The following is an 18,870-nucleotide window of genomic DNA, read 5'->3' on the forward strand; positions in this document are numbered from 1 at the left end:
GCGGCAATAACAATATAACTAGCACAAGAGAAAGCTCATGCCATCACCACAAACAGCGCTCCCAGAACCTTCCCCCTTGTATCGCTGGCTTATTTTACTATTTGTAAGTTTAGCCATGTTTGGCAACTACTACGTTTATGATTCCATGTGGCCAGTGCTTGATCTAATGCGCTCAGACCTTGATCTGAGCTACCAACAAATCGGCCTTCTTTCTTCGGTTTACAATGCCGCGGCGCTTCTAGTTTTACTTGCGGGCGGTTATGCCATTGATCGCTGGGGCACTAAAAAAGCCATTACCGTTTTTGCCGTTATATGCTTGTTTGCAGCCGTACTCACCGTAATCACGCCAAAATACGAAGTAATTCTCGCCGGCCGCTTTATGTTAGGTATTGGCGCTGAACCACTAATTGTGGCTGCGGTAACTGTGCTTTCCAAATGGTTTAAAGGTAAAGAGCTTAGCTTCGCTTTTGGTATAAATTTATCTATCTCGCGGTTGGGTTCTGCATCTGCCGATTGGTCTACCTCGTTTGCTAGCCCGCTCTACACCAACTGGCAAGATCCATTGTGGCTAGCCACTGCAGTTGCCGGTATCTCGGTAACTGCCGCCATTTTATATTGGATTATGGAACGCCGTGCCGAGGGCCGCTACCAAGTAGGTACCAGCTCTGCCGCTGAGAAAGTTGATTTCAAAAGCCTCTACAAATTCAGTGCTTCGTATTGGTATATCGTAGCGCTCTGTGTAGTGTTCTATGCCACTGTATTCCCGTTCCGAACCTTCGCCATCGATTACTTCCAACAGGCCCATGGCATTAGCCGGGAGGCGGCTGGCTTGCTCAGTAGCTTATTGCCGGTAGCCGCTATTATTCTTACGCCATTATTCGGTATTTGGGTAGACCGCGTTGGCCGCCGCTCGCTCTTTATGGCCGCAGGTGCCCTAGTGATGCTACCGCTATTTTTGGCCGTTACTTATTTGCCACCGGGCCCCGAGATTAATCTAATTATTCCATTTATTGGCAGTGCCATGGTGCCACTCACTCTGTTTATAGTGATCTTCTTACTCGGCGCAGTGTTCTCGCTTATTCCAGCCGTAATGTGGCCTTCGGTAGCCTACATCGTTAAAGAGCAGCGATTGGGTACTGCCTTCGCCATCATGACATTCTGCCAGCAAATTGGCTGGATGATTGTTCCTCCAATAGTTGGCCTACTAAACGATATGAACAACGCCAGCCCAGAAAACACTGCGGGTTATTCACCCGGCATGTGGTTTTATACTGGGCTTGCAGCAACCGGCCTCTACTTTGCATTCAAACTCTGGCGCAGTGAAACAGGGCCAAATGCCCATGGGTTGGAACACATAACCACTAAAACAGGTATGAAGGCCAATTCATAAACCCACATCACATTGGCTGCTAAAAGCCCGAGCTAGGGAATAAAACTCCCTAGCTATTCTTTTTCTCGAAGATAAGCAAAGCGCGGCCTCCCTGCTATTGATAACGATTCGCATTTGTGTTTAAATGATTATGCATTGTCAACAAAGTAGGGCTTTATTTATGTATGTTTGTTTGTGCAAAGGCATTACCGATAAGCAAATTGTTCAGGCCGTAAACAACGGCACAGCTTCAGTGCGCGAACTTCGCCAACAGTTTGGTTTAGGCGATCAGTGTGGCAAGTGCACATTTATGGCTCGTGGCGTTATCAATGAAGCAATGCAAAATTCATCAGCACGCCAAAATTCATCTGGCAAGCCGGAAATATTTGTTCCCAGCAATACGCCATCTGTATCCTCCAGTTATTTTACTCTTCCTACAAATTAAACTAGGCTTAAAGCTTACTAAGCGTTTTTCGAGGAGTATCTGCCATGCGGGGCAATTCCACCGTTCTATTAGCGTTGAATAAAGTTTTAACGCGCAAATTAACTACTTTAAATCAGTTCTTCTTGCATGCACGCATGCATAAAAACTGGGGTTTCTCACAGTTAAACAACAAGGTTTATCAAGCTTCCATCGAAGAGATGAAACACGCCGATAAGATTATCGAGCGTATTCTATTACTTGATGGCCTGCCTAACTTACAGGAGCTAGGCAAACTTAACATCGGTGAGGAGCCCAGCGAAATGCTAAAGCTCGATGATAAATTACAAACCGATGATATTCGGCATATTCGCGATGCTATTGCCGTGTGCGAAGGCGAACAAGATTTTGTGAGTAGAAAAATGCTAGCCGATATCTTAGCGCAGCAAGAAGAGCACCAAGATTGGCTCGATACCCAATGTAGCCTAATCGATACGCTTGGTGTGGAAAACTATCTACAACAGCAGTTATAGGAGCCAATATGACTAACGTAGTGAATACCTTAAACGGTTTGTTAGCGTGGGAACTCACATCTATTGACCAATACACTGCGCACTCCGAACAATACGAGGATTGGGGGTTTAGTAAGTTATTTGAGCGCATTTCTCACGAAGCTGATGATGAGCGCGGCCATGCTAAACTTCTCATAGAGCGTATACTCTATCTCGGTGGCAAGCCCGATTTAGAAACCCGCCATGGGTTGCCTAACGCTGATAACGTGGCAGAAATGCTAGCAGCTGATTTGGAGTTAGAGCGTAAAAACGCTACCGCACTTAAATCAGCTATCGAATTGTGTGAACAGCAACGCGATTTTGTAAGCCGCGATATGTTGGTAGGCATCCTCAAAGATACCGAGGAAGACCATGCCTATTGGTTGCGCCAGCAACTGGGCTTAATTCACCGTCTTGGCCTTGAACGCTATTTACAGGCCATGATGTAATACATTTTCAGCTAGCCAGCATAAACGGAAAGTATATTTATATAGCAGCAATCTTTAACGGCAGCTTAAGCGTAACTAAGCAATATACCGCAATTTTAGGAAATTAAGCATGTTCGGATTATTTAAATCTAACCCAACCGCCAAGCTGCGTAAGAAAATGAAGCAGGTCCAAGAAAAATCGATGCAAGCGCAACGCCGTGGCGATATTCGCAGCCACTCTATGCTTTCAGCCGAAGCCGATGAATTGTGGAAAGAAATACAGCGCTTAGAAGGTGGTGACACTAAATAATTTTTTTGCGTATTTAGATAGAAAAAGGGTGGTACCTAACTATAGGCTCCACCCTTTTTTAATACTTTATACTAACTACTTAGTTACCAAAATCATCAAACCTAATCCGGCTTTGATCAATACCTAAGTTTGCTAGCATGCTGAGTGTTGCACTCAGCATTTTTGGCGGCCCACAAATATAAAAATCGTATTCGTGCACATCCACACTACTTAGATACGTTAGTGCCTGCTCATGAACAAAGCCCCGCTCTCCCAGCCAATCAGAATCCGTTAAGGCATCCGATAGTACCGGTACAAAGCTTAATTTTTTAGATTCCGCTATGCTTTCAAGTTCCTTTCTATAAACCAGCTCATTTACATCTCGAGCGCCATAATAGAAAACCATCTCGCGCGGTACTTTGCTCGAAAGCTCTTCTTGAATCAATGCGCGAAGCGGTGCCATACCTGCCCCACCACCGATAAAGAATAGCTTTCTGGTATCACCTGCCATACGTGTGAAATCACCATATGGGCCTTCAACTAAAATCTGCTCACCTAGTTTCAGGTTACACAAATACGTTGAACCAACTCCCGGAGCTTTCGCACCTTCGGCCTGTGGTTGATAACGGACAGTAAACACGAGCTCATTTCCATTTTGCTTGGTAGCCATCGAGTAACTTCTGCGCACAGCAATGTGTTTGAAATTACCATCTTGAATTGCGGCCCAATTCGAATGGAATTCCTCAGGTATATCGCAAGGCCGTATAGCAGTAATACCATCAGGTATTAAGAATTGCATATATTGGCCGGCAGAATATTCAATTTCGCCATTTTCAGCTAGGAAGCGCAACTCACGCAGCATTGGCGTTAAGAAACTTGAGGAAACCAATGTGAGCGAATGCTTCTGCGCATTAACTTCAGTAACCTCTACGTTTTGCACTTTCCCAATTCTATGCTGACAAGCCAAACGAATGCCTTCAGAAAGTTCTTCTTGGGATAATAGATCGCGCTCTGCTGCTGTAATCTCAGCTGTGCCGTTCACGGTTACCTTACACAAACCACAAGAACCGCCGCCGCCACAGCCACTTTCTACCAACACATCATTATCTTGGAGTGTTTGTAGAACTGTTTTATGAGCTCGCTCCGAAAACTTGTGTTGGTTAGCACCAACCGTAGCCCATAGCGGAGCGTTTCTAAAGGTAAAGCGCATTTCACCGCTAGCTAATAGCTTCACTAAGAGAATGAAACCACTTAGTGCAAACCAAAGCGTAACCGCACCTGCGGCAACAATCACAAGGTTATTAAAGTTCCGGCCACCGGTATAGTCTATAAAGTGCAATCGGAACATCCAGTCAGCAACCACCCAGGGAGTATTTCTGTGGTCGAGAACTGTTCCCGAAATACTATCTACGTATACTCGAGTATTTAAGTCGTCATTAAAGTCAACTTGGTAGCCCTCTCCTTGCCAATCGTGTAACTCTCTAGAGGTAGAGATCGGAGTTACACGAGTTGGTGTACCGGGGCCGGAGTAAGTCGATAAAGCTATTTCTTTTGCCAAGTTTTCCGAGGTTACCCAAGGTTCACCCGTTTGCCCGTTCAAATAGCTAATACCACCACGATGATGAACTTCAAGCTTAGGAATTCCCAAAACAAGTTCGTGCCGCAGCAAACGAACTTCCTCAAAGTTATTCCACCAACTTGGATTCATATTCTTGGCATGCCCTAAATCTAAATTAATAGATTGCGGCGCTGTATGGTATTGATGCCCCTTCATGCCATGGTGGTCAACAAGCGCAAAATAGAGCCCGCTGATAGTCCATAAAACAATTTGTAGAACAATAATTAAGCCGGTCCAACGATGGAGCCATTGTAAGAATTTCATATTGGCTTCCTCCGGTTAGAACGCAATGTCTGCACCACAAGAATACTGCCCGTAAAAGCAAACAAGAAAGTGCCGAAAATGAAAGCTCGCAACCACCACGTTGTAATATCAACGCGATCTTTATAATCCATAATATGCAACATCCACATGATGTCGAAACCACGCCAAAAATCGTGTCTGCGAACTGTCATTTCACCTGTTGCTTGGTGAAGGTAAAGGCTGGTATTCCCGAAATCATCGAAGTCCACTCGCCAAATTGGCAGGTGTGTTGCACTAAGTTCCGTTGGTGGATTCTCAGTAAGCAGTTCAACGTTCGTTATTGGATTATTGCCCTTCTTATAATATTCCTGAGCCAACGCGCGGATATCGCCAGCAGCTAACTGAATTGGTGCGAGAGTACGTAGATCAACAAGAAACTTATCGCTTCCAGAGTGCACTTGTGCAACATCTTGGCGCTCACCATGAATAGTTCGGTTAACAATTTTTACATCATGAGCATCTGGATAAGTAGCAATAACATCGGCAATCCGAATGCCAGCCGCTGGGTTATGAAGAACACCATCAGCCTCTTGCGTAAGATGAACACCGTGAATGAATGGGAGTTTTACAAATACCATGTAGGCACCCGAAACAGCCCATATCAGCATTTGCACACCAACAATCAGTGATAACCACCGATGCCAAGTACGAAATGCGGAAGATTGATTTTGCATAGACATTCCCCAACAAAATGGCGGTGGGAGATTCCACCGCCACTACAGCTTTAGAACTGATAACGTAATTTCACATAGAGCTGACGCCCCATGAGGTCATATGTCATCGTGTCGGTATTGGCATCAGTCCAGCTACGAATAAAAGGTGCTTTTTTATCCAGCAAGTTATTTACACCTGCGCTAAGCGTCCAATTATCATCAATGAACCATGCTCCCTGAACGTTGTGATAGAAAGTATTCGAAACTTTCGATCCCAAATCGCCAGGTGAAGCATTGATATCATTTGCGGCGCCAATCATGCGAACACCGTAATGGAATTGCCACTGTTCACCAGAGAATGTAGCTGAAGCATCTGAACGGATACGTGTGAAACTGCCACTACCGCCAGTAATCTTGCCCGCATATTCAATAGCGCTTGCGCCAGGGAAAGGCTCAATCGTGTATTCATCTAGATAGGTTAAGTTGATATTGAATTTAGCATTTAAACCGAACATGCTCGTTAGATAAAATGCCGAAACGTCCATACCAGAAACTTTCTCTGTAGCTACGTTAGCAGGCTGAGAAGACAAGAAATCCAACGAACCCGTGAGAGGATCTCGAGTAAAAGTATCTGAACTACAGAACGGATGAGATAAGTTTTCCGAGTTGTAGCATGCGTTCAGCTTAGTTGAACCGCCAACACCACGAATAGCATTCTCAATTTGAATATCGAAGTAATCTACAGTGATTTGTAAACCTTCAACATAGCCCACATCCCAAACAACGCCAGCAGTAAAAGTATCTGCATCTTCTGGCTGTAAATTTGGATTACCACCCGTGCGTGTAAGCACAGTAGAGCCAAATTGTGCGTAACCTGCAGGTACACCATCAGCCTGGCAGTTTGCTGCTACCGTTGGGTTTGCACCTGGCTGATCCCAGCCTGAACAAGGATCTGATGTAGTTAAATTACCTTCACCGATACCACCAAAAAGCTCTGGTATATTTGGCACACGAAAGGCTGTGGATTGGGTTGCACGGAATTTCACATTTTCGTTTACATTCCAGTGCAGGCCAAGCTTATAGTTACCATCACTACCAAATGTATCGTAATCAGAGTAACGATAAGCAAGATCTAGAAACACGGAATCAGCGAATTTCTGATCAGAAATAAGCGGAACTGATGTTTCAGCATATAGTTCTGTAACCGAATAATGACCACTTAGCGGTTCCTTCCGGTTAGTGTTCATTATTCCGGCTACTACAGATGAATCAGGTTCGCGCCAGCCTCGTTCTTTGCGATGCTCCAAACCAAATGCTACTGGAATAACGCGATCGCCTATCTCAAAAAGATCACCCGCAACGTTAGCGGTAAGCGATTGCTGTTGGTTGCCGCCATAATCGTTGATACGAAATAGCATATAATCGAGTGCTTCTTGGCTTACATTACCTAACCCAATTAAATCGGCACATGGCACCCCATTACTACCACAGGTATCCGGATCAATTGCTCGATTCATACGCTCAAGGTTTGCAATGTTGGTACCGGCATCATTACCCGTAGTGCGGCCAAAGTTATAAGCTACTTCCCACGCCCAATTGTAATCAATTAAACCATTCATCCCTGCTACTACGCGGAAAGTGTTCACATCCTGCTCAAACCCACGTGGCCCAGCTTCTTCTAAGCGTCGCTGAACGATGCGAATATCTTCGCCAACTGGGTTATCTGGATGATCAGCTGAATAATTTATATTCCGCAGCGTACCTGGAGTAGCTATCTGGCTTGAACGCCGGTTGTTATATAGCACTTCAGTAAACACATAAGTTTCATCGCCAACACGGTAATCGCCGAAGGTTGAAAAACTAATAGTGGTTACCGGGTTAACAGCGTTCAACATATTGAAGAAATCAACGTTATGAGCACCTGCGCTGTAAGTTTCAAACCCTTTCGGATCACCACCAGCAGTTTGATTAAAGTTAATCATTCGGCCAGTTTCTGGCCCGCTAGTAATAACAGCTCGGCCACCAGGAGTTGAAGCACTACCAAAACAGCCGAGTTCTCCAGGCGAAGTTTCAGCTAATGCGCACGCTGCGCGGTCACCCATATTTACTTCATCGGTATCTCGAAAGCTTATGGTTGAAACTAAGCGCCCGCGATCAGAGCTAGTACCAAACATCAAGTTAACAGAGCGCTCTTCACCATCACTTTTATCTGTTCCAGCTACACGCCCTTCAACCATTACGCCATCGAAGCTTTTCCGGGTAATTACATTCACTACACCAGCTACGGCATCAGCACCATAAATTGCTGAGGCGCCATCTTTCAATACTTCAATTCGTTCAACCATGGTTAATGGCAGTGTATTTAAATCTACCGAGCTATTTGCACCCGTACCGCCATTTACCACTCGGCGGCCATTAAGTAGCACCAGCGTGCGGTTAGCACCCAACCCACGTAAGTTAACCTGGGTGGTTCCCCAACCACCGCCAACCCAATAAGCGCTGGTTTGGTTGCCGCCAAACCCCGCCGAAGCCGACATTTTCTGGAGCACAAGCTCCATAGAAGTGAGGCCTGAAGCCTCGATATCTTCTGCCGTAAATACTTGAACCGGTGCTGCGCTTTCCGCTTCTGCTCTCAGAACGCGCGAACCCGTTACACTAATACGCTCAATTCGTTCAGCTTCTGCCTCTGAATCTTGAGCTAACGCCTGTGGAGCTGGTGATAAACCAACGCCAACCGCTATTGCGAGCAATGATAATTTATGCATTTTTTTATTTCCCCATGTGTTGCGTTATTTTTATCTCACACCTTTATTCATACCAGTGAACAAGATGTATATGCAACTTTATTATTCATACAAAACCATCGAATAAGTAGCTATTTTTATTATGTTTTTGCCCATATCAACCACCAAGCTAACGCATTTGCGCAACTTGTATAGTCATCTTATTTTTAATTAATGATGTTTTATATGGTGTTTTTTTAATCTATAAAGCTCTCCTCGTTTAAGTTGTATATGAATTTTTATATTCTTTTATTGCATAAAAAAATAATCATTGCGCCTTATTGGTTTAAGTAAAGAAGTAATAAACCTCTTAATATCACTTTAGGAGTACAAAACACCTCTAGCGATTAGCCCAATTCAGCTTCATTTCTTCCCGCCAACTGTATAAAACAGGCACCACAAACATGGTAAGCACAACAAAAGTGAGCCCGCCAACGGTTGGAATTGCCATCGGAATCATTAAATCAGCTCCTCGGCCAGTAGCTGTGAGCACTGGGAACAATGCAAGTATCGTTGTCGCACTTGTCATTAAGCACGGCCTTACACGCTGCATACCGGCTTCAATAGTGCGTTCGCGAATACTTTCTATGGTGTTCGAAGAGCCTTCAGAAAAGCGTTGCTGTAAGTAAGTAGCCATCACCACACCATCATCAACAGCGATGCCAAAGAGCGCTAAAAAGCCCACCCACACCGCCACACTTAAATGCGTTACTTCAAACTGGAAGATATCGCGCAAAGTAACGCCCTGAGTGATACCCGGAATGGTAAAATTCGCAAACCATGATTGGCCATAGAGGTAGAGCATGATAAAGCCACCGCCCCACGCCACAGCAATACCGCTAAACACCATTAAAGCAGTGCTCACTTGCTTAAATTGCAGATAGAGCAAGATGAAAATAAGCGCCAGTGATAACGGAATAACCACTTGCAGCGTTTGCATTGCGCTCTGTTGCTGCTGGTAGCTGCCCGCGAACGTATAGCTCACGCCCGATTCAAGGCGTAAATCACCACTTGCTTGCGCACTACGAAGGTGTTCTGCCGCCGCCTCTACTGCTTCAACTTCGGCAATGCCCGCCGCTGAACCAAAAGTTACATAAGCCGTTAGGAATGTATTTTCCGAACGTATCATTTGCGGCCCACGGGTGTAACGAATATCCACTAGCTCCTCAAGTGGAATTTGCGCCCCGCTCGAAGTTGTTACCAGAATATCGTACATGGCTTCAATATCGTTACGCAGTTCGCGTTGATAGCGAACCCGAATAGGATAACGCTCCCGCCCCTCGATACTGCGTGTTACTTCAACTCCACCAATCGCAGTAGCCACGGTATTTTGCACCGCCGCAATGGTAAGCCCATAACGGGCAATATTCTCGCGCTTGAGGTGCAGCTCAAGATAAGGCTTTCCAACCACACGCTCGGCGCTAACCGAAGCCGAATTAACCGCGGGTGAACTGCGCATTACTCGCTCGATATCTACCGCAGCACGTTCTAGAGCCTCAAGGTTAGGAGCTTGCACTTTCACGCCCATCGCCGCACGCATACCGGTTTGTAACATTAATTGCCGAGTTTCAATCGGCTGTAGGCGCGGAGCTGAGGTAACCCCTGGCACTTGCGCCACACGCACAATTTCATCCCAAATATCATCAGGGCTTTGAATGTGATCACGCCACTGCCGGTATGGTTCACCTTTTCTATCCTGAATCAATTCGCCATTACTATCGCGCACGAACTCACCCTGCCGGTTCACCCGAAAGTTGATTCGTTGGCCATTAGCATTGGTTTTAAATTCACTCTTATAGTTAATAATGGTTTCAATCATTGAAACCGGTGCAGGATCCAACGCCGTTTCCGCGCGGCCAATCTTACCTACTACGCTTTCAACTTCCGGAATTGCGGCAATAGCTTTATCTTGTTCGCTTAACACATCGAGTGCTGCCCCTATTGAAGCGTGCGGCATAGTGGTAGGCATCAACAAGAAACTTCCCTCATCGAGCGAAGGCATAAACTCTCGGCCCAACCCCGGATAAATAGCCAAGCCCGCGATAACAACCAACAACGGCAACGCCAAAAATGCAGCTTTGAAACGTAAGCAAAGCCGCAGCAGGGGTTCATAAAAATGGATGATAATTGCGAAACCACCAACCACAAAGGCGAAAAGCATTAGCACGAATAAGGTATTTCGAATTCCCCCCGCGGCCGGGCCCAACGGTTCCCATAACCCTGCTAAGGCCAAGATCACAACGAAAACCAGCACGGCGTAAGCAATGCGGTAAGCTTTTCGGCGTGCGAGTAACCACGCATCTATCTTCCGGAACCGGTCACTTAACAATACTCTCAGCATTACCGGCACCACAACGAGCGCCAACACCACCGCCGCCAACAGCACTAAGGTTTTGGTGTATGCCAACGGCGTAAACAGCTTGCCTTCAGCGCCTGTCATGGTGAACACAGGCAAAAAGCTTATAACCGTGGTGGCAATAGCGGTTAATACCGCCGGGCCAACTTCTTTGGTACCGCGCTTGATTACCTCGCCAATATCTAAATCAGGCTTATCTTTACGCAGCCGCAAAATATTATCGGTAACGATAATCCCCATATCAACAATGGTACCAATCGCAATCGCTATACCAGCTAAAGCTACGATATTGGCTTCCACGCCGAGCAGGCGCATACCAATAAAGGTCATCAACACCGCCAAAGGCAGCATAGTGGCAATAGTAATTGCCGAGCGCAGGTGCATAAGAAGAATAAGCACCACAGCCGCAGTAACTAGTAATTGCTGAGTTAAGGCATCGCTTAAAGTACCTAGTGTTTCCATAATCAACGTTGAACGATCATAGAAAGGCACTAAGGTAATTTTGCTCAGTGTTACCCATTCAGGCCAGCGATCTTGTGGGTGCGCTTGCAACCATTCCGCCCACGCTTTTTGCTCGTGATCATCGAAATTCAAGGTTTGACTGCGAAGCTCCGGCAACCCTTGCTGTTCAGCAAAGTTACGGATATCGGCTGCGCTAGCCTGCTGCCAATCAACCACAGCCCGTGCCGGTAAGCTTGCAGCCAGTTCATCGATACGCAGCTTCACGTTCTCAATAGCGGCAAGTGGGTTAAACCCTTCGCGCACGGTTACAATACCGCCCACAGCTTCAGCACCCGATACATCGAGCGCGCCTCGGCGTTCCGCGGGGCCAAAGCCAACAGTTGCCACATCAGAAACTAGAATCGGAGTATTATCACTGGCCAAACGCACTACCGCGTTTTCTATATCTGCCAAACTTTTAATGAAACCTACACCGCGAACAATGTATTCAACTTGGTTAATTTCAGTAGTTCGAGCGCCAACATCAATATTTGATTCTTGAACAGCCGCAACCACTTGCTCCATGCTCACATTGAAATAGCGCAAAGCATCGGCATCGATATCAATTTGGTATTCGCGAACGAAACCACCTATCGAAGCCACTTCACTAATACCTTCAGCAGCTAACAACCCATAGCGCACATACCAATCTTGTACTGACCGCAATTCATCCAAATCCCAACCACCGGTTGGATTACCCTGCGGATCACGCCCCTCTAGGGTATAGAGGTAAACTTGCCCGAGCCCGGTAGCATCAGGCCCTAGCGCAGGTTGAACATTATCAGGAAGGGTACCCGCAGGTAGGCTGCTGAGCTTCTCCAGGATGCGCGACCGCGACCAATAAAATTCCACATCATCATTGAAGATTACGGCAATGCTGGAGAAGCCAAACATTGAAATCGTGCGCACATCTTTTACGCCTGGCACGCCCATCAACTGCACTGATAACGGGTAACTAATTTGGTCATCTACATCTTGCGGCGAGCGCCCCGGCCAATCGGTAAACACGATCTGCTGGTTTTCACCAATATTAGGAATCGCATCTACCGCAACAGGCGAGCGCGGTGTTCCCGTATCCCAATTGAACGGGGCTACCATTACCCCAGCTACGATAATAATTACCGCCATTAAGGCGACAATTAATTTGTTGTTTAAAAGCCAATTTGTCATTACTAGTGGCCTCCGTGAACATGGTTATGCTGATTGCTCATGCCACCGCTGCTTTCGCTTCCATTGTTGGTACCCGGAAGTACACCTTGGTTATCGCCGCAGCGAAGCATCATTGCGCCATAATATGGGTTCAAAAGTTCATCATCTTGCTGCAGCCACGAAGCACCTTGGCCACTTCGTGCCATAGGGCAAAACATAACGTGCAGCTCACCTTGGTGATAACCTGCTTCCGCCAATTCGATCATAGCTTGCGAATGCGCATGGAATTGATTTCGAGCGGTGCTAATAGCCGCTACATGATGAGCATGGCCGGCGCCAGTATTTAATTGTTCTACTACCGAACTTAAGCTATCAGGCCAATTCACTGCGGCTACTGATTCATGAAAATCGCCCGCTGCCGCTTGCCATTCAGCAAGGCTATCGCTTTGCAACGCTTGCCACATATCATTATAAGCCGTGAATACCGGGGCTAAATCAGCAGCATCTACCTGATTTTGCGCAATCGTGGCGGAGCTGTTTGTAGATTGGTTATTGTGTGCAGAATGATCCGTTGCAGTAGTATTTGCTACCGGTTCATTAGCCGCACTACCACCATGATTTTCATGGCCTGTAGCGCCACCACCTTCAGGAGCCATCATGCTCGGCTGCCCTCGTAATTGCAGCTCGCTATCAATTAAAAATGCCCCGCGGCTTACTACTAGCTCACCCTCGGCCAAACCCTCTAACACTTCGTAGTTATTGCCGAGTTTGCGGCCGAGTTCTACGTTTCTCGCAGAAAAACTGCCGCTTTGCTCGGCATCACGCACATAAACAACGGCTCGTTTACCGGTAATCAAAGGCGCAGAAGCTGGAATCATCAGTACATTGCCGATCGGTATTTGCACATTCGCACTGGTAAAAGCGCCAGCGGTAAGTAATTGCTCACTTTCAGAAATTGCTACGCGAACTTCTCGAGTACGCCGTTCTGCATCAATTCGTGGTGCTACTGAAATAATTTCACCATGAATCGATTTACCAGATGATTGCAAAGCAAATTCAATATGTTGGCCAACTTCAACTAACCCCAGATCACGCTCGAAAACTTCGAATACAGCCCACATCTTATTGTTATCTGCTAATTCAAGTAGGCTGTCCCCTGCATTTACATAATCGCCCTGCGCAACATTCCGCGCTACTACCAACCCCGCAGAAGGCGAACGAATGAGTACGCGATCACTCGCGGTTTTACTTGCAATAACGGCATCAATTTGCGCTTGCGTTAAACCCAGCAACCGTAAACGTTCTCGTGCCGCCCGAAGCGTTGTTTGGTTTGATTCTTGTAAAAACCCAGGTACGGAAGTATTCGCATTCTTTTGCGCTTGCAAAAGTTCTTGCTGTGCCACAAGCAGCTCCGGGCTATAAAGCTCTACCAACGGATCATTTTTACTTACGCTGGCTCCGGTATAGTTCACGTGTAAACGCTCAATTCTTCCGCCTGTCCAAGCACTAATGCTAGTTAACGCGCGTTCATCAAACTCTAACTGCCCAGTTACTCGCAATTGTTGCTGCCCCTCAGCGCGAACAACAGGTTGTGTTTGTACGTTCAAAAGCGCCAAGCTTCTATCAGAAAATTCAACGTTGCTTGTTTCACTCTCATCGTTGCCTCGAGCAACTGGAACGAGTTCCATTCCGCAAATAGGGCAACGCTCATTTGGATCCTCAGAACGAAAATGCGGATGCATCGAGCAAGTGTATAACTGCGCTTCTTCAACAAACGGATTATCCGAGTTGCCATTAGATAAAGCATGGTTGTGGTTACTATGATCAACTACCTGAGCATTTTCAGTTGTTTCTGTATGGTTATGGTCATCCTTAGGCGTTTGAAACTGAATACCTAAAATCGTAGTTGCTATTACTATCAGCACGAATATTGCGGCGATGATTTTTATCATATTAATATTTTTCATTTGAAACCTCAGAATTAGCCCCAGAAGTGATCAGCGATTTAATAGCCGCTACCGCTGATAATTGATTTGCAAGTGCCCGCCGATATGCCAATGCAAAGCTTAGCCATTCTTGTTGGCTAGAAATAACATCGGTGTAACTGGCATTACCGTTTTGATAATTACTTAGTGAAGTTGCCACTGCTTGCTCAGCGCGAGTAAGCAATACTTGGCCGTATAGTTCCCGGTTACGCTCAGCCTCGCGCCATTGATACAGGGCTATACTGAGTTCAGCTTGAATTTCCAACTGAGTTGATTGCAATCTATATTGGGCAGATTGATAAGCGCTCTTTGCCGCTTCCCGCTGAGCCCGATAATTTGATCGCCATATCGGTAAAGAAACCGATGCCATTCCCGCAAAGGTGCCGGAACCCATAGCTTCATTCATGTATTCCACGCCTACCATTAATCTGGGTAGCCCTGCCGTGTTGGCGATATCAGTGGCCACAGTTTGGCTCTGAATTTCATAACGGCTTACCGCTAGTTGTGGGCTATGCTCTTCGGCAAGGGAATACAGGGTTTCTATATCGGCAGGAAGGCGCGCAAAATTCCGATGGCTATTTAGCAACGAATAATCTCCGCTAAGCGGCTCTCGGGCATCACGGCCAAGAGCGGCATTTAAACGTGCACGCTGCGAAACCACTAATTGCTCTAAGTTCAGCTTTTCAGAGCGCGCAGAATCTACCGCATTTTGAGCTCTTAACAAATCAGATAATGATACTGAACCCGCTGAATAGCTCTGTTCGGCTACTGCTGCGAATTGGTTCAGCAGTTGAATAAGATCTTGTTGCAATTCGAGGTTTTCAAGCACATAGAGATACTCTGAAAATGCAGAAACAACATTTACGGTAACGTTTGCTTTTACAACCTCAAGCTCAGCTTTGGCTGAGCGTAGCGCAATTTTTCCCTGCTCAATGGCCATAGCTCGGCGATTAAAGAGTGGGATTTCTTGTTCAACGCTAAGCGTGCGGAAATCAGAATTGTTAAGCCCTTGGCTTACTGAAAACTGTGGGTCGGCAAATGCACCCGCCGATGTTAATGCGGCGTTAGCACTCTCAATATTGGCTATCGCTGCTTTAATCAACGGGTGATGCGCATGAGCAAAAGCAACAAGCGCCTCAATATCGGCATCAGCTTGAATTTGCTCAATTTCCGGGTTCGTTAATGGTTCCGAAAAATCAGTGTATTCAGGGCTGTAACTAGCACAGCCACTTGTGATAATGGCGGCAAAAGCAATGCTTACGCATACTCGGATTCTTGGTAAAAACATGGAATATCTCCTGCATTAACAACACTCGAGTGAATTCAAAGTGAATCACTCGAAACTAATCGAGTTGTAAATCAGGCGATAATTGGAGGAGGTGTTGGCTTGCTTGTTAGTAGTGAATAAAACGAAGCAGCAAGCGCCGATGCCGAAAAGGCTAAAATTGGCGTTTGTATATTGAGGTTATTCAGAGCTGCCGTGCAGCCGTGGCCGAACATTACACAATGCCCACAATCGGCTGGGCATTTAGTGCCACAATCAGAAAAGTTATCACAGCAATCCGCTGCCATACTTGATTGTGTATGATCAGCCGATTCAACTATTTCAACATGATGGTTGTGATTTACGGGCTCTACTACCGTAATTTCTGGCTTACAGTGATCGCCTGAAGTTTTTCCCGGCTCTGGCATGTGGTGTTCAACGGCAGGCGCGAGCTCAATAAATGCGGTTGGCTCGCTAGCAAGATTCTTGGGGCTTTGCATATTCTCATGCGTGCTGTGCATTTTTTCATGCATTGTTTCGTGCATTGTTTCGTGCGGCATCACGGCTGCGCTGCTTCCAGAAAACGGAAGCAGGAAAAGCGTGCCTACCAAAAACAAAACAAACCAATTACGCATCTAAGTTTCTATTTGAACCTCTATATATGTATATACATCACTATACTTTGTAATTTCAGTATTTCAATTATTATTTATACCGCAGTTGTAAAGATAAGGTTGCAACAAAGCTAAAAATGCTGAATCTGCGTAACCTTTTCTGAGTAATCAAAGAATCAGTGCGGTATGAAAATTTAATCACGCTAGGTGAAGTCATGAAAAAAATTATATTAATTAGTATGTTAGCTGCAGCATTTGCATTATCGAATATTGTTGGTAACGCACAGGGTCAGAATTCTACCTTAGATGAGGCTAGCGAACGAGCAGTGGCTACATTCGCTGGCGGCTGCTTTTGGTGTGTAGAAGAAGGGTTTGAAAAACTTCCGGGCGTTTACGAAGCAATTTCTGGCTACACCGGAGGCCGTGAACGAAACCCCACCTATGAACAGGTAGCTGGCGGCCGCACTGGGCATACAGAGGCTGTGCAAGTATTTTACAACCCTGCAGTAATTGAATACGCCGGCCTACTCGAAGCATTTTGGCGCTTTATGGACCCAACCGATGCTGAAGGCCAGTTCGTTGATCGCGGCCAGCAATACCGTGCGGAGATTTTCTATCATGATGAGGAACAAAAAGCGTTAGCCGAAGCTTCGATTCGCAAGCTAAAAGCCACCGGCCCCTTCACATCCTCGATCGTTACTCCCGTTACCCCTCTTGGTCGTTTCTATAAAGCCGAAAGCTACCATCAGGATTATTATTCTAAAAATCCTATTCGTTACCGTTTTTATACTCGAAATTCAGGCCGCTATCAGTTTGTTGAGTATTGGTGGGGCACTAATGCCAAGCAAGATTTTCAGCAGTTTACCGATGCGGAACTGCTTCGCGAATACGGTGAAAAATAAGCAGCACTTGATAATCGGCCCCTTGATGTATGAATCAAATGCCCCAAGGTAGTAGTTATACACATTCTGTTACTTGTATAGAGCTGAGTAGCGTAACTGGATAGAAGGAAAAACAATGAACGTATTAATGGTTTTAACCTCACATGATGAACTCGGTGATACCGGCAAGAAAACTGGTTTTTGGCTTGAAGAGTTCGCTTCTCCTTATTATGTATTCAAAGATGCCGGCGCAAATGTAACTTTGGCCTCACCGAAAGGTGGCCAGCCGCCACTTGATCCGGGCAGCAATACCCCAGATTTTCAAACCGAAGCAACCGAGCGTTTCGAAGGCGATGTAGCGGCGAAAACTGAATTAGCTACCACTAAGAAATTAAGTGAAGTGAATATTAATGATTTCGATGCGGTGTTCTATCCCGGAGGCCATGGCCCATTATGGGATTTAGCAGAAGATAAAGATTCTATCGCCCTCATTGAACAAGCGATAACTAGCAATAAGCCAGTAGCTGCTGTTTGTCATGCACCAGCAGTTTTCCGCCATACTAAATCAGCCGATGGTGCGAGTTTAGTGAAAGGCCGTAAAGTAACCGGCTTTAGTAATAGTGAAGAAGCAGCCGTAGAGCTCACCGATGTAGTACCTTTCTTGGTAGAAGATATGCTGCAGGAAAATGGCGGAAGTTATTCCAAAGGCGAAGATTGGGGCCCTTATGTGATTACTGATGGAATTTTAGTTACTGGCCAAAACCCAGCTTCATCTGAAAACACTGCAAAAGCGTTACTAAAACTTCTCTAGCCCATTTAGGGCGTAACTTATTGAAGTTACGCCCTAACTCTTTTTACACAAGTGTGTATCGAATAATTCTATTACCCTAATCCAGTAAAGATTTGGTTAACAAACATCCAATTTCACTACTTCCTCCGTAACCATCTGAGAACATCAACAGCTGAGTTTAATTCAGCAGCTTTTACAAGCACTGATGCAGCAAAAAAAGCGGCACAGTGAGGAAATAGTTAATAATTGGAGAACACCATGATTAAATTAACAACAATTGCTATGTCTATCGCCCTTGCGGGTAGTTTTGCTGTAAGCGGATTAACTATCGCTGATCACCACGGTGGTAATAAAGAGCGTAGTGGTTACAGCATGCAGGATAAAGCTGAGAAGAAAGGCACTATCGCTGAAATCGCGGCGAACAATGGCAGCTTTGGTACATTAGTAGCTGCATTAGATGCTGCTGACCTTGTAGATGTATTAAATGGCGAAGGCCCATTCACTGTATTCGCACCAACTGACGAAGCGTTTGCTGCGTTACCTGCAGGCACAGTTGAAAGCTTGTTAGAGCCAGCAAATCGCGACCAGCTGATTGCGATACTTACTTACCATGTAGTATCGGGCAAAGTAATGAGCGCAGATTTAGCGGGCCAACAACTAAATGCCGATACGGTAGAAGGTTCATCTTTGAACATTGATGCTACTGGCTACGGCGTGAAAGTTAACGATGCAAGCGTAGTAACTGCTGATATCGAAGCAGATAACGGCGTAATTCACGTTATCGATAAAGTATTAATTCCAAGCGCATAATTGCTGGAAGTTAATACCTTCAATTAATACGCGGTAGTAATTACCAAGTAGATTGATTAGTTCAAGAAGGCTGTAGCTCAAATGCTACAGCCTTTTTTATTGGCG

15 protein-coding genes are annotated in these 18,870 nt (G+C 45.8%); 8 read left to right on the forward strand and 7 right to left on the reverse strand.

Annotation, left to right across the window (positions count from 1 at the left end; translation table 11 throughout):
- Positions 1–37: 37 nt before the first annotated feature.
- From A28LD_RS05240 to A28LD_RS05260, 5 genes are all read left to right on the forward strand, one after another.
- Positions 38–1,390, forward strand: coding sequence for an MFS transporter (locus tag A28LD_RS05240; protein WP_007420029.1), 1,353 nt, complete (start codon positions 38–40; stop codon positions 1,388–1,390).
- 160 nt (positions 1,391–1,550) lie between these two features.
- The gene (locus A28LD_RS05245; protein WP_007420030.1) at positions 1,551–1,814 is read left to right on the forward strand and encodes a bacterioferritin-associated ferredoxin; all 264 of its coding nucleotides are present in this window, start codon (positions 1,551–1,553) and stop codon (positions 1,812–1,814) included.
- A gap of 44 nt (positions 1,815–1,858) precedes the next feature.
- The gene (bfr, locus tag A28LD_RS05250) at positions 1,859–2,323 is read left to right on the forward strand and encodes a bacterioferritin (protein WP_007420031.1); all 465 of its coding nucleotides are present in this window, start codon (positions 1,859–1,861) and stop codon (positions 2,321–2,323) included.
- Positions 2,324–2,331: 8 nt separating this feature from the next.
- Positions 2,332–2,790, forward strand: coding sequence for a bacterioferritin (bfr, locus tag A28LD_RS05255; RefSeq protein WP_007420032.1), 459 nt, complete (start codon positions 2,332–2,334; stop codon positions 2,788–2,790).
- A gap of 109 nt (positions 2,791–2,899) precedes the next feature.
- The gene (locus tag A28LD_RS05260; protein ID WP_007420033.1) at positions 2,900–3,079 is read left to right on the forward strand and encodes a DUF6435 family protein; all 180 of its coding nucleotides are present in this window, start codon (positions 2,900–2,902) and stop codon (positions 3,077–3,079) included.
- Between the two features lie 79 nt (positions 3,080–3,158).
- Here A28LD_RS05260 and A28LD_RS05265 read toward each other — a convergent pair whose 3' ends face one another.
- From A28LD_RS05265 to A28LD_RS05300, 7 genes are all read right to left on the reverse strand, one after another.
- Positions 3,159–4,940: a 2Fe-2S iron-sulfur cluster-binding protein gene (locus A28LD_RS05265; protein ID WP_007420034.1), complete on the reverse strand. Its 1,782-nt coding sequence runs from the start codon at positions 4,938–4,940 to the stop codon at positions 3,159–3,161.
- The gene (locus A28LD_RS05270) at positions 4,937–5,653 is read right to left on the reverse strand and encodes a membrane protein (RefSeq protein ID WP_007420035.1); all 717 of its coding nucleotides are present in this window, start codon (positions 5,651–5,653) and stop codon (positions 4,937–4,939) included. Before A28LD_RS05270 ends, A28LD_RS05265 begins: the two co-directional genes overlap by 4 nt.
- A 50-nt stretch (positions 5,654–5,703) precedes the next feature.
- Entirely contained in the window at positions 5,704–8,397 is a 2,694-nt protein-coding gene (locus A28LD_RS05275; protein ID WP_007420036.1) for a TonB-dependent receptor, read from the reverse strand.
- Positions 8,398–8,755: 358 nt separating this feature from the next.
- Entirely contained in the window at positions 8,756–12,442 is a 3,687-nt protein-coding gene (locus A28LD_RS05285; RefSeq protein ID WP_007420037.1) for an efflux RND transporter permease subunit, read from the reverse strand.
- Between the two features lie 2 nt (positions 12,443–12,444).
- Complete coding sequence (locus A28LD_RS05290; RefSeq protein ID WP_007420038.1) at positions 12,445–14,388, reverse strand: efflux RND transporter periplasmic adaptor subunit; 1,944 nt, start codon at positions 14,386–14,388, stop codon at positions 12,445–12,447.
- On the reverse strand, positions 14,375–15,694 hold the full coding sequence (locus A28LD_RS05295; RefSeq protein WP_007420039.1) for a TolC family protein: 1,320 nt from the start codon (positions 15,692–15,694) through the stop codon (positions 14,375–14,377). Before A28LD_RS05295 ends, A28LD_RS05290 begins: the two co-directional genes overlap by 14 nt.
- Positions 15,695–15,765: 71 nt before the next feature.
- Complete coding sequence (locus tag A28LD_RS05300; RefSeq protein ID WP_040487041.1) at positions 15,766–16,305, reverse strand: hypothetical protein; 540 nt, start codon at positions 16,303–16,305, stop codon at positions 15,766–15,768.
- 194 nt (positions 16,306–16,499) lie between these two features.
- Here A28LD_RS05300 and msrA point away from each other — a divergent pair, with 194 nt between their 5' ends.
- The 3 genes from msrA to A28LD_RS05315 all read left to right on the forward strand — a co-directional run bounded on the left by msrA (position 16,500) and on the right by A28LD_RS05315 (position 18,765).
- Positions 16,500–17,186, forward strand: coding sequence for a peptide-methionine (S)-S-oxide reductase MsrA (gene msrA / locus A28LD_RS05305; protein WP_007420041.1), 687 nt, complete (start codon positions 16,500–16,502; stop codon positions 17,184–17,186).
- 115 nt (positions 17,187–17,301) lie between these two features.
- Positions 17,302–17,976 (forward strand): type 1 glutamine amidotransferase domain-containing protein, encoded by a 675-nt coding sequence (locus A28LD_RS05310; protein ID WP_007420042.1) that lies wholly within the window; start codon positions 17,302–17,304, stop codon positions 17,974–17,976.
- Between the two features lie 237 nt (positions 17,977–18,213).
- A complete protein-coding gene (locus A28LD_RS05315) occupies positions 18,214–18,765 on the forward strand; it encodes a fasciclin domain-containing protein (RefSeq protein ID WP_007420043.1) in 552 nt (183 codons plus the stop codon).
- Positions 18,766–18,870: the final 105 nt, after the last annotated feature.

Origin of the sequence: Idiomarina sp. A28L, assembly GCF_000218785.1 — a bacterium.
Taxonomy (GTDB): Bacteria; Pseudomonadota; Gammaproteobacteria; order Enterobacterales; family Alteromonadaceae; genus Aliidiomarina.

Coding starts and splice junctions, on each gene's coding strand:
- A28LD_RS05300 (WP_040487041.1), bottom strand. CDS start 16,305: ATGCGTAATTGGTTTGTTTTGTTTTTGGTAGGCACGCTTTTCCTGCTT.
- A28LD_RS05275 (WP_007420036.1), bottom strand. CDS start 8,397: ATGCATAAATTATCATTGCTCGCAATAGCGGTTGGCGTTGGTTTATCA.
- A28LD_RS05260 (WP_007420033.1), top strand. CDS start 2,900: ATGTTCGGATTATTTAAATCTAACCCAACCGCCAAGCTGCGTAAGAAA.
- A28LD_RS05245 (WP_007420030.1), top strand. CDS start 1,551: ATGTATGTTTGTTTGTGCAAAGGCATTACCGATAAGCAAATTGTTCAG.
- A28LD_RS05285 (WP_007420037.1), bottom strand. CDS start 12,442: ATGACAAATTGGCTTTTAAACAACAAATTAATTGTCGCCTTAATGGCG.
- A28LD_RS05310 (WP_007420042.1), top strand. CDS start 17,302: ATGAACGTATTAATGGTTTTAACCTCACATGATGAACTCGGTGATACC.
- A28LD_RS05290 (WP_007420038.1), bottom strand. CDS start 14,388: ATGAAAAATATTAATATGATAAAAATCATCGCCGCAATATTCGTGCTG.
- A28LD_RS05265 (WP_007420034.1), bottom strand. CDS start 4,940: ATGAAATTCTTACAATGGCTCCATCGTTGGACCGGCTTAATTATTGTT.
- A28LD_RS05315 (WP_007420043.1), top strand. CDS start 18,214: ATGATTAAATTAACAACAATTGCTATGTCTATCGCCCTTGCGGGTAGT.
- msrA (WP_007420041.1), top strand. CDS start 16,500: ATGAAAAAAATTATATTAATTAGTATGTTAGCTGCAGCATTTGCATTA.
- bfr (WP_007420031.1), top strand. CDS start 1,859: ATGCGGGGCAATTCCACCGTTCTATTAGCGTTGAATAAAGTTTTAACG.
- A28LD_RS05295 (WP_007420039.1), bottom strand. CDS start 15,694: ATGTTTTTACCAAGAATCCGAGTATGCGTAAGCATTGCTTTTGCCGCC.
- A28LD_RS05240 (WP_007420029.1), top strand. CDS start 38: ATGCCATCACCACAAACAGCGCTCCCAGAACCTTCCCCCTTGTATCGC.
- A28LD_RS05270 (WP_007420035.1), bottom strand. CDS start 5,653: ATGCAAAATCAATCTTCCGCATTTCGTACTTGGCATCGGTGGTTATCA.
- bfr (WP_007420032.1), top strand. CDS start 2,332: ATGACTAACGTAGTGAATACCTTAAACGGTTTGTTAGCGTGGGAACTC.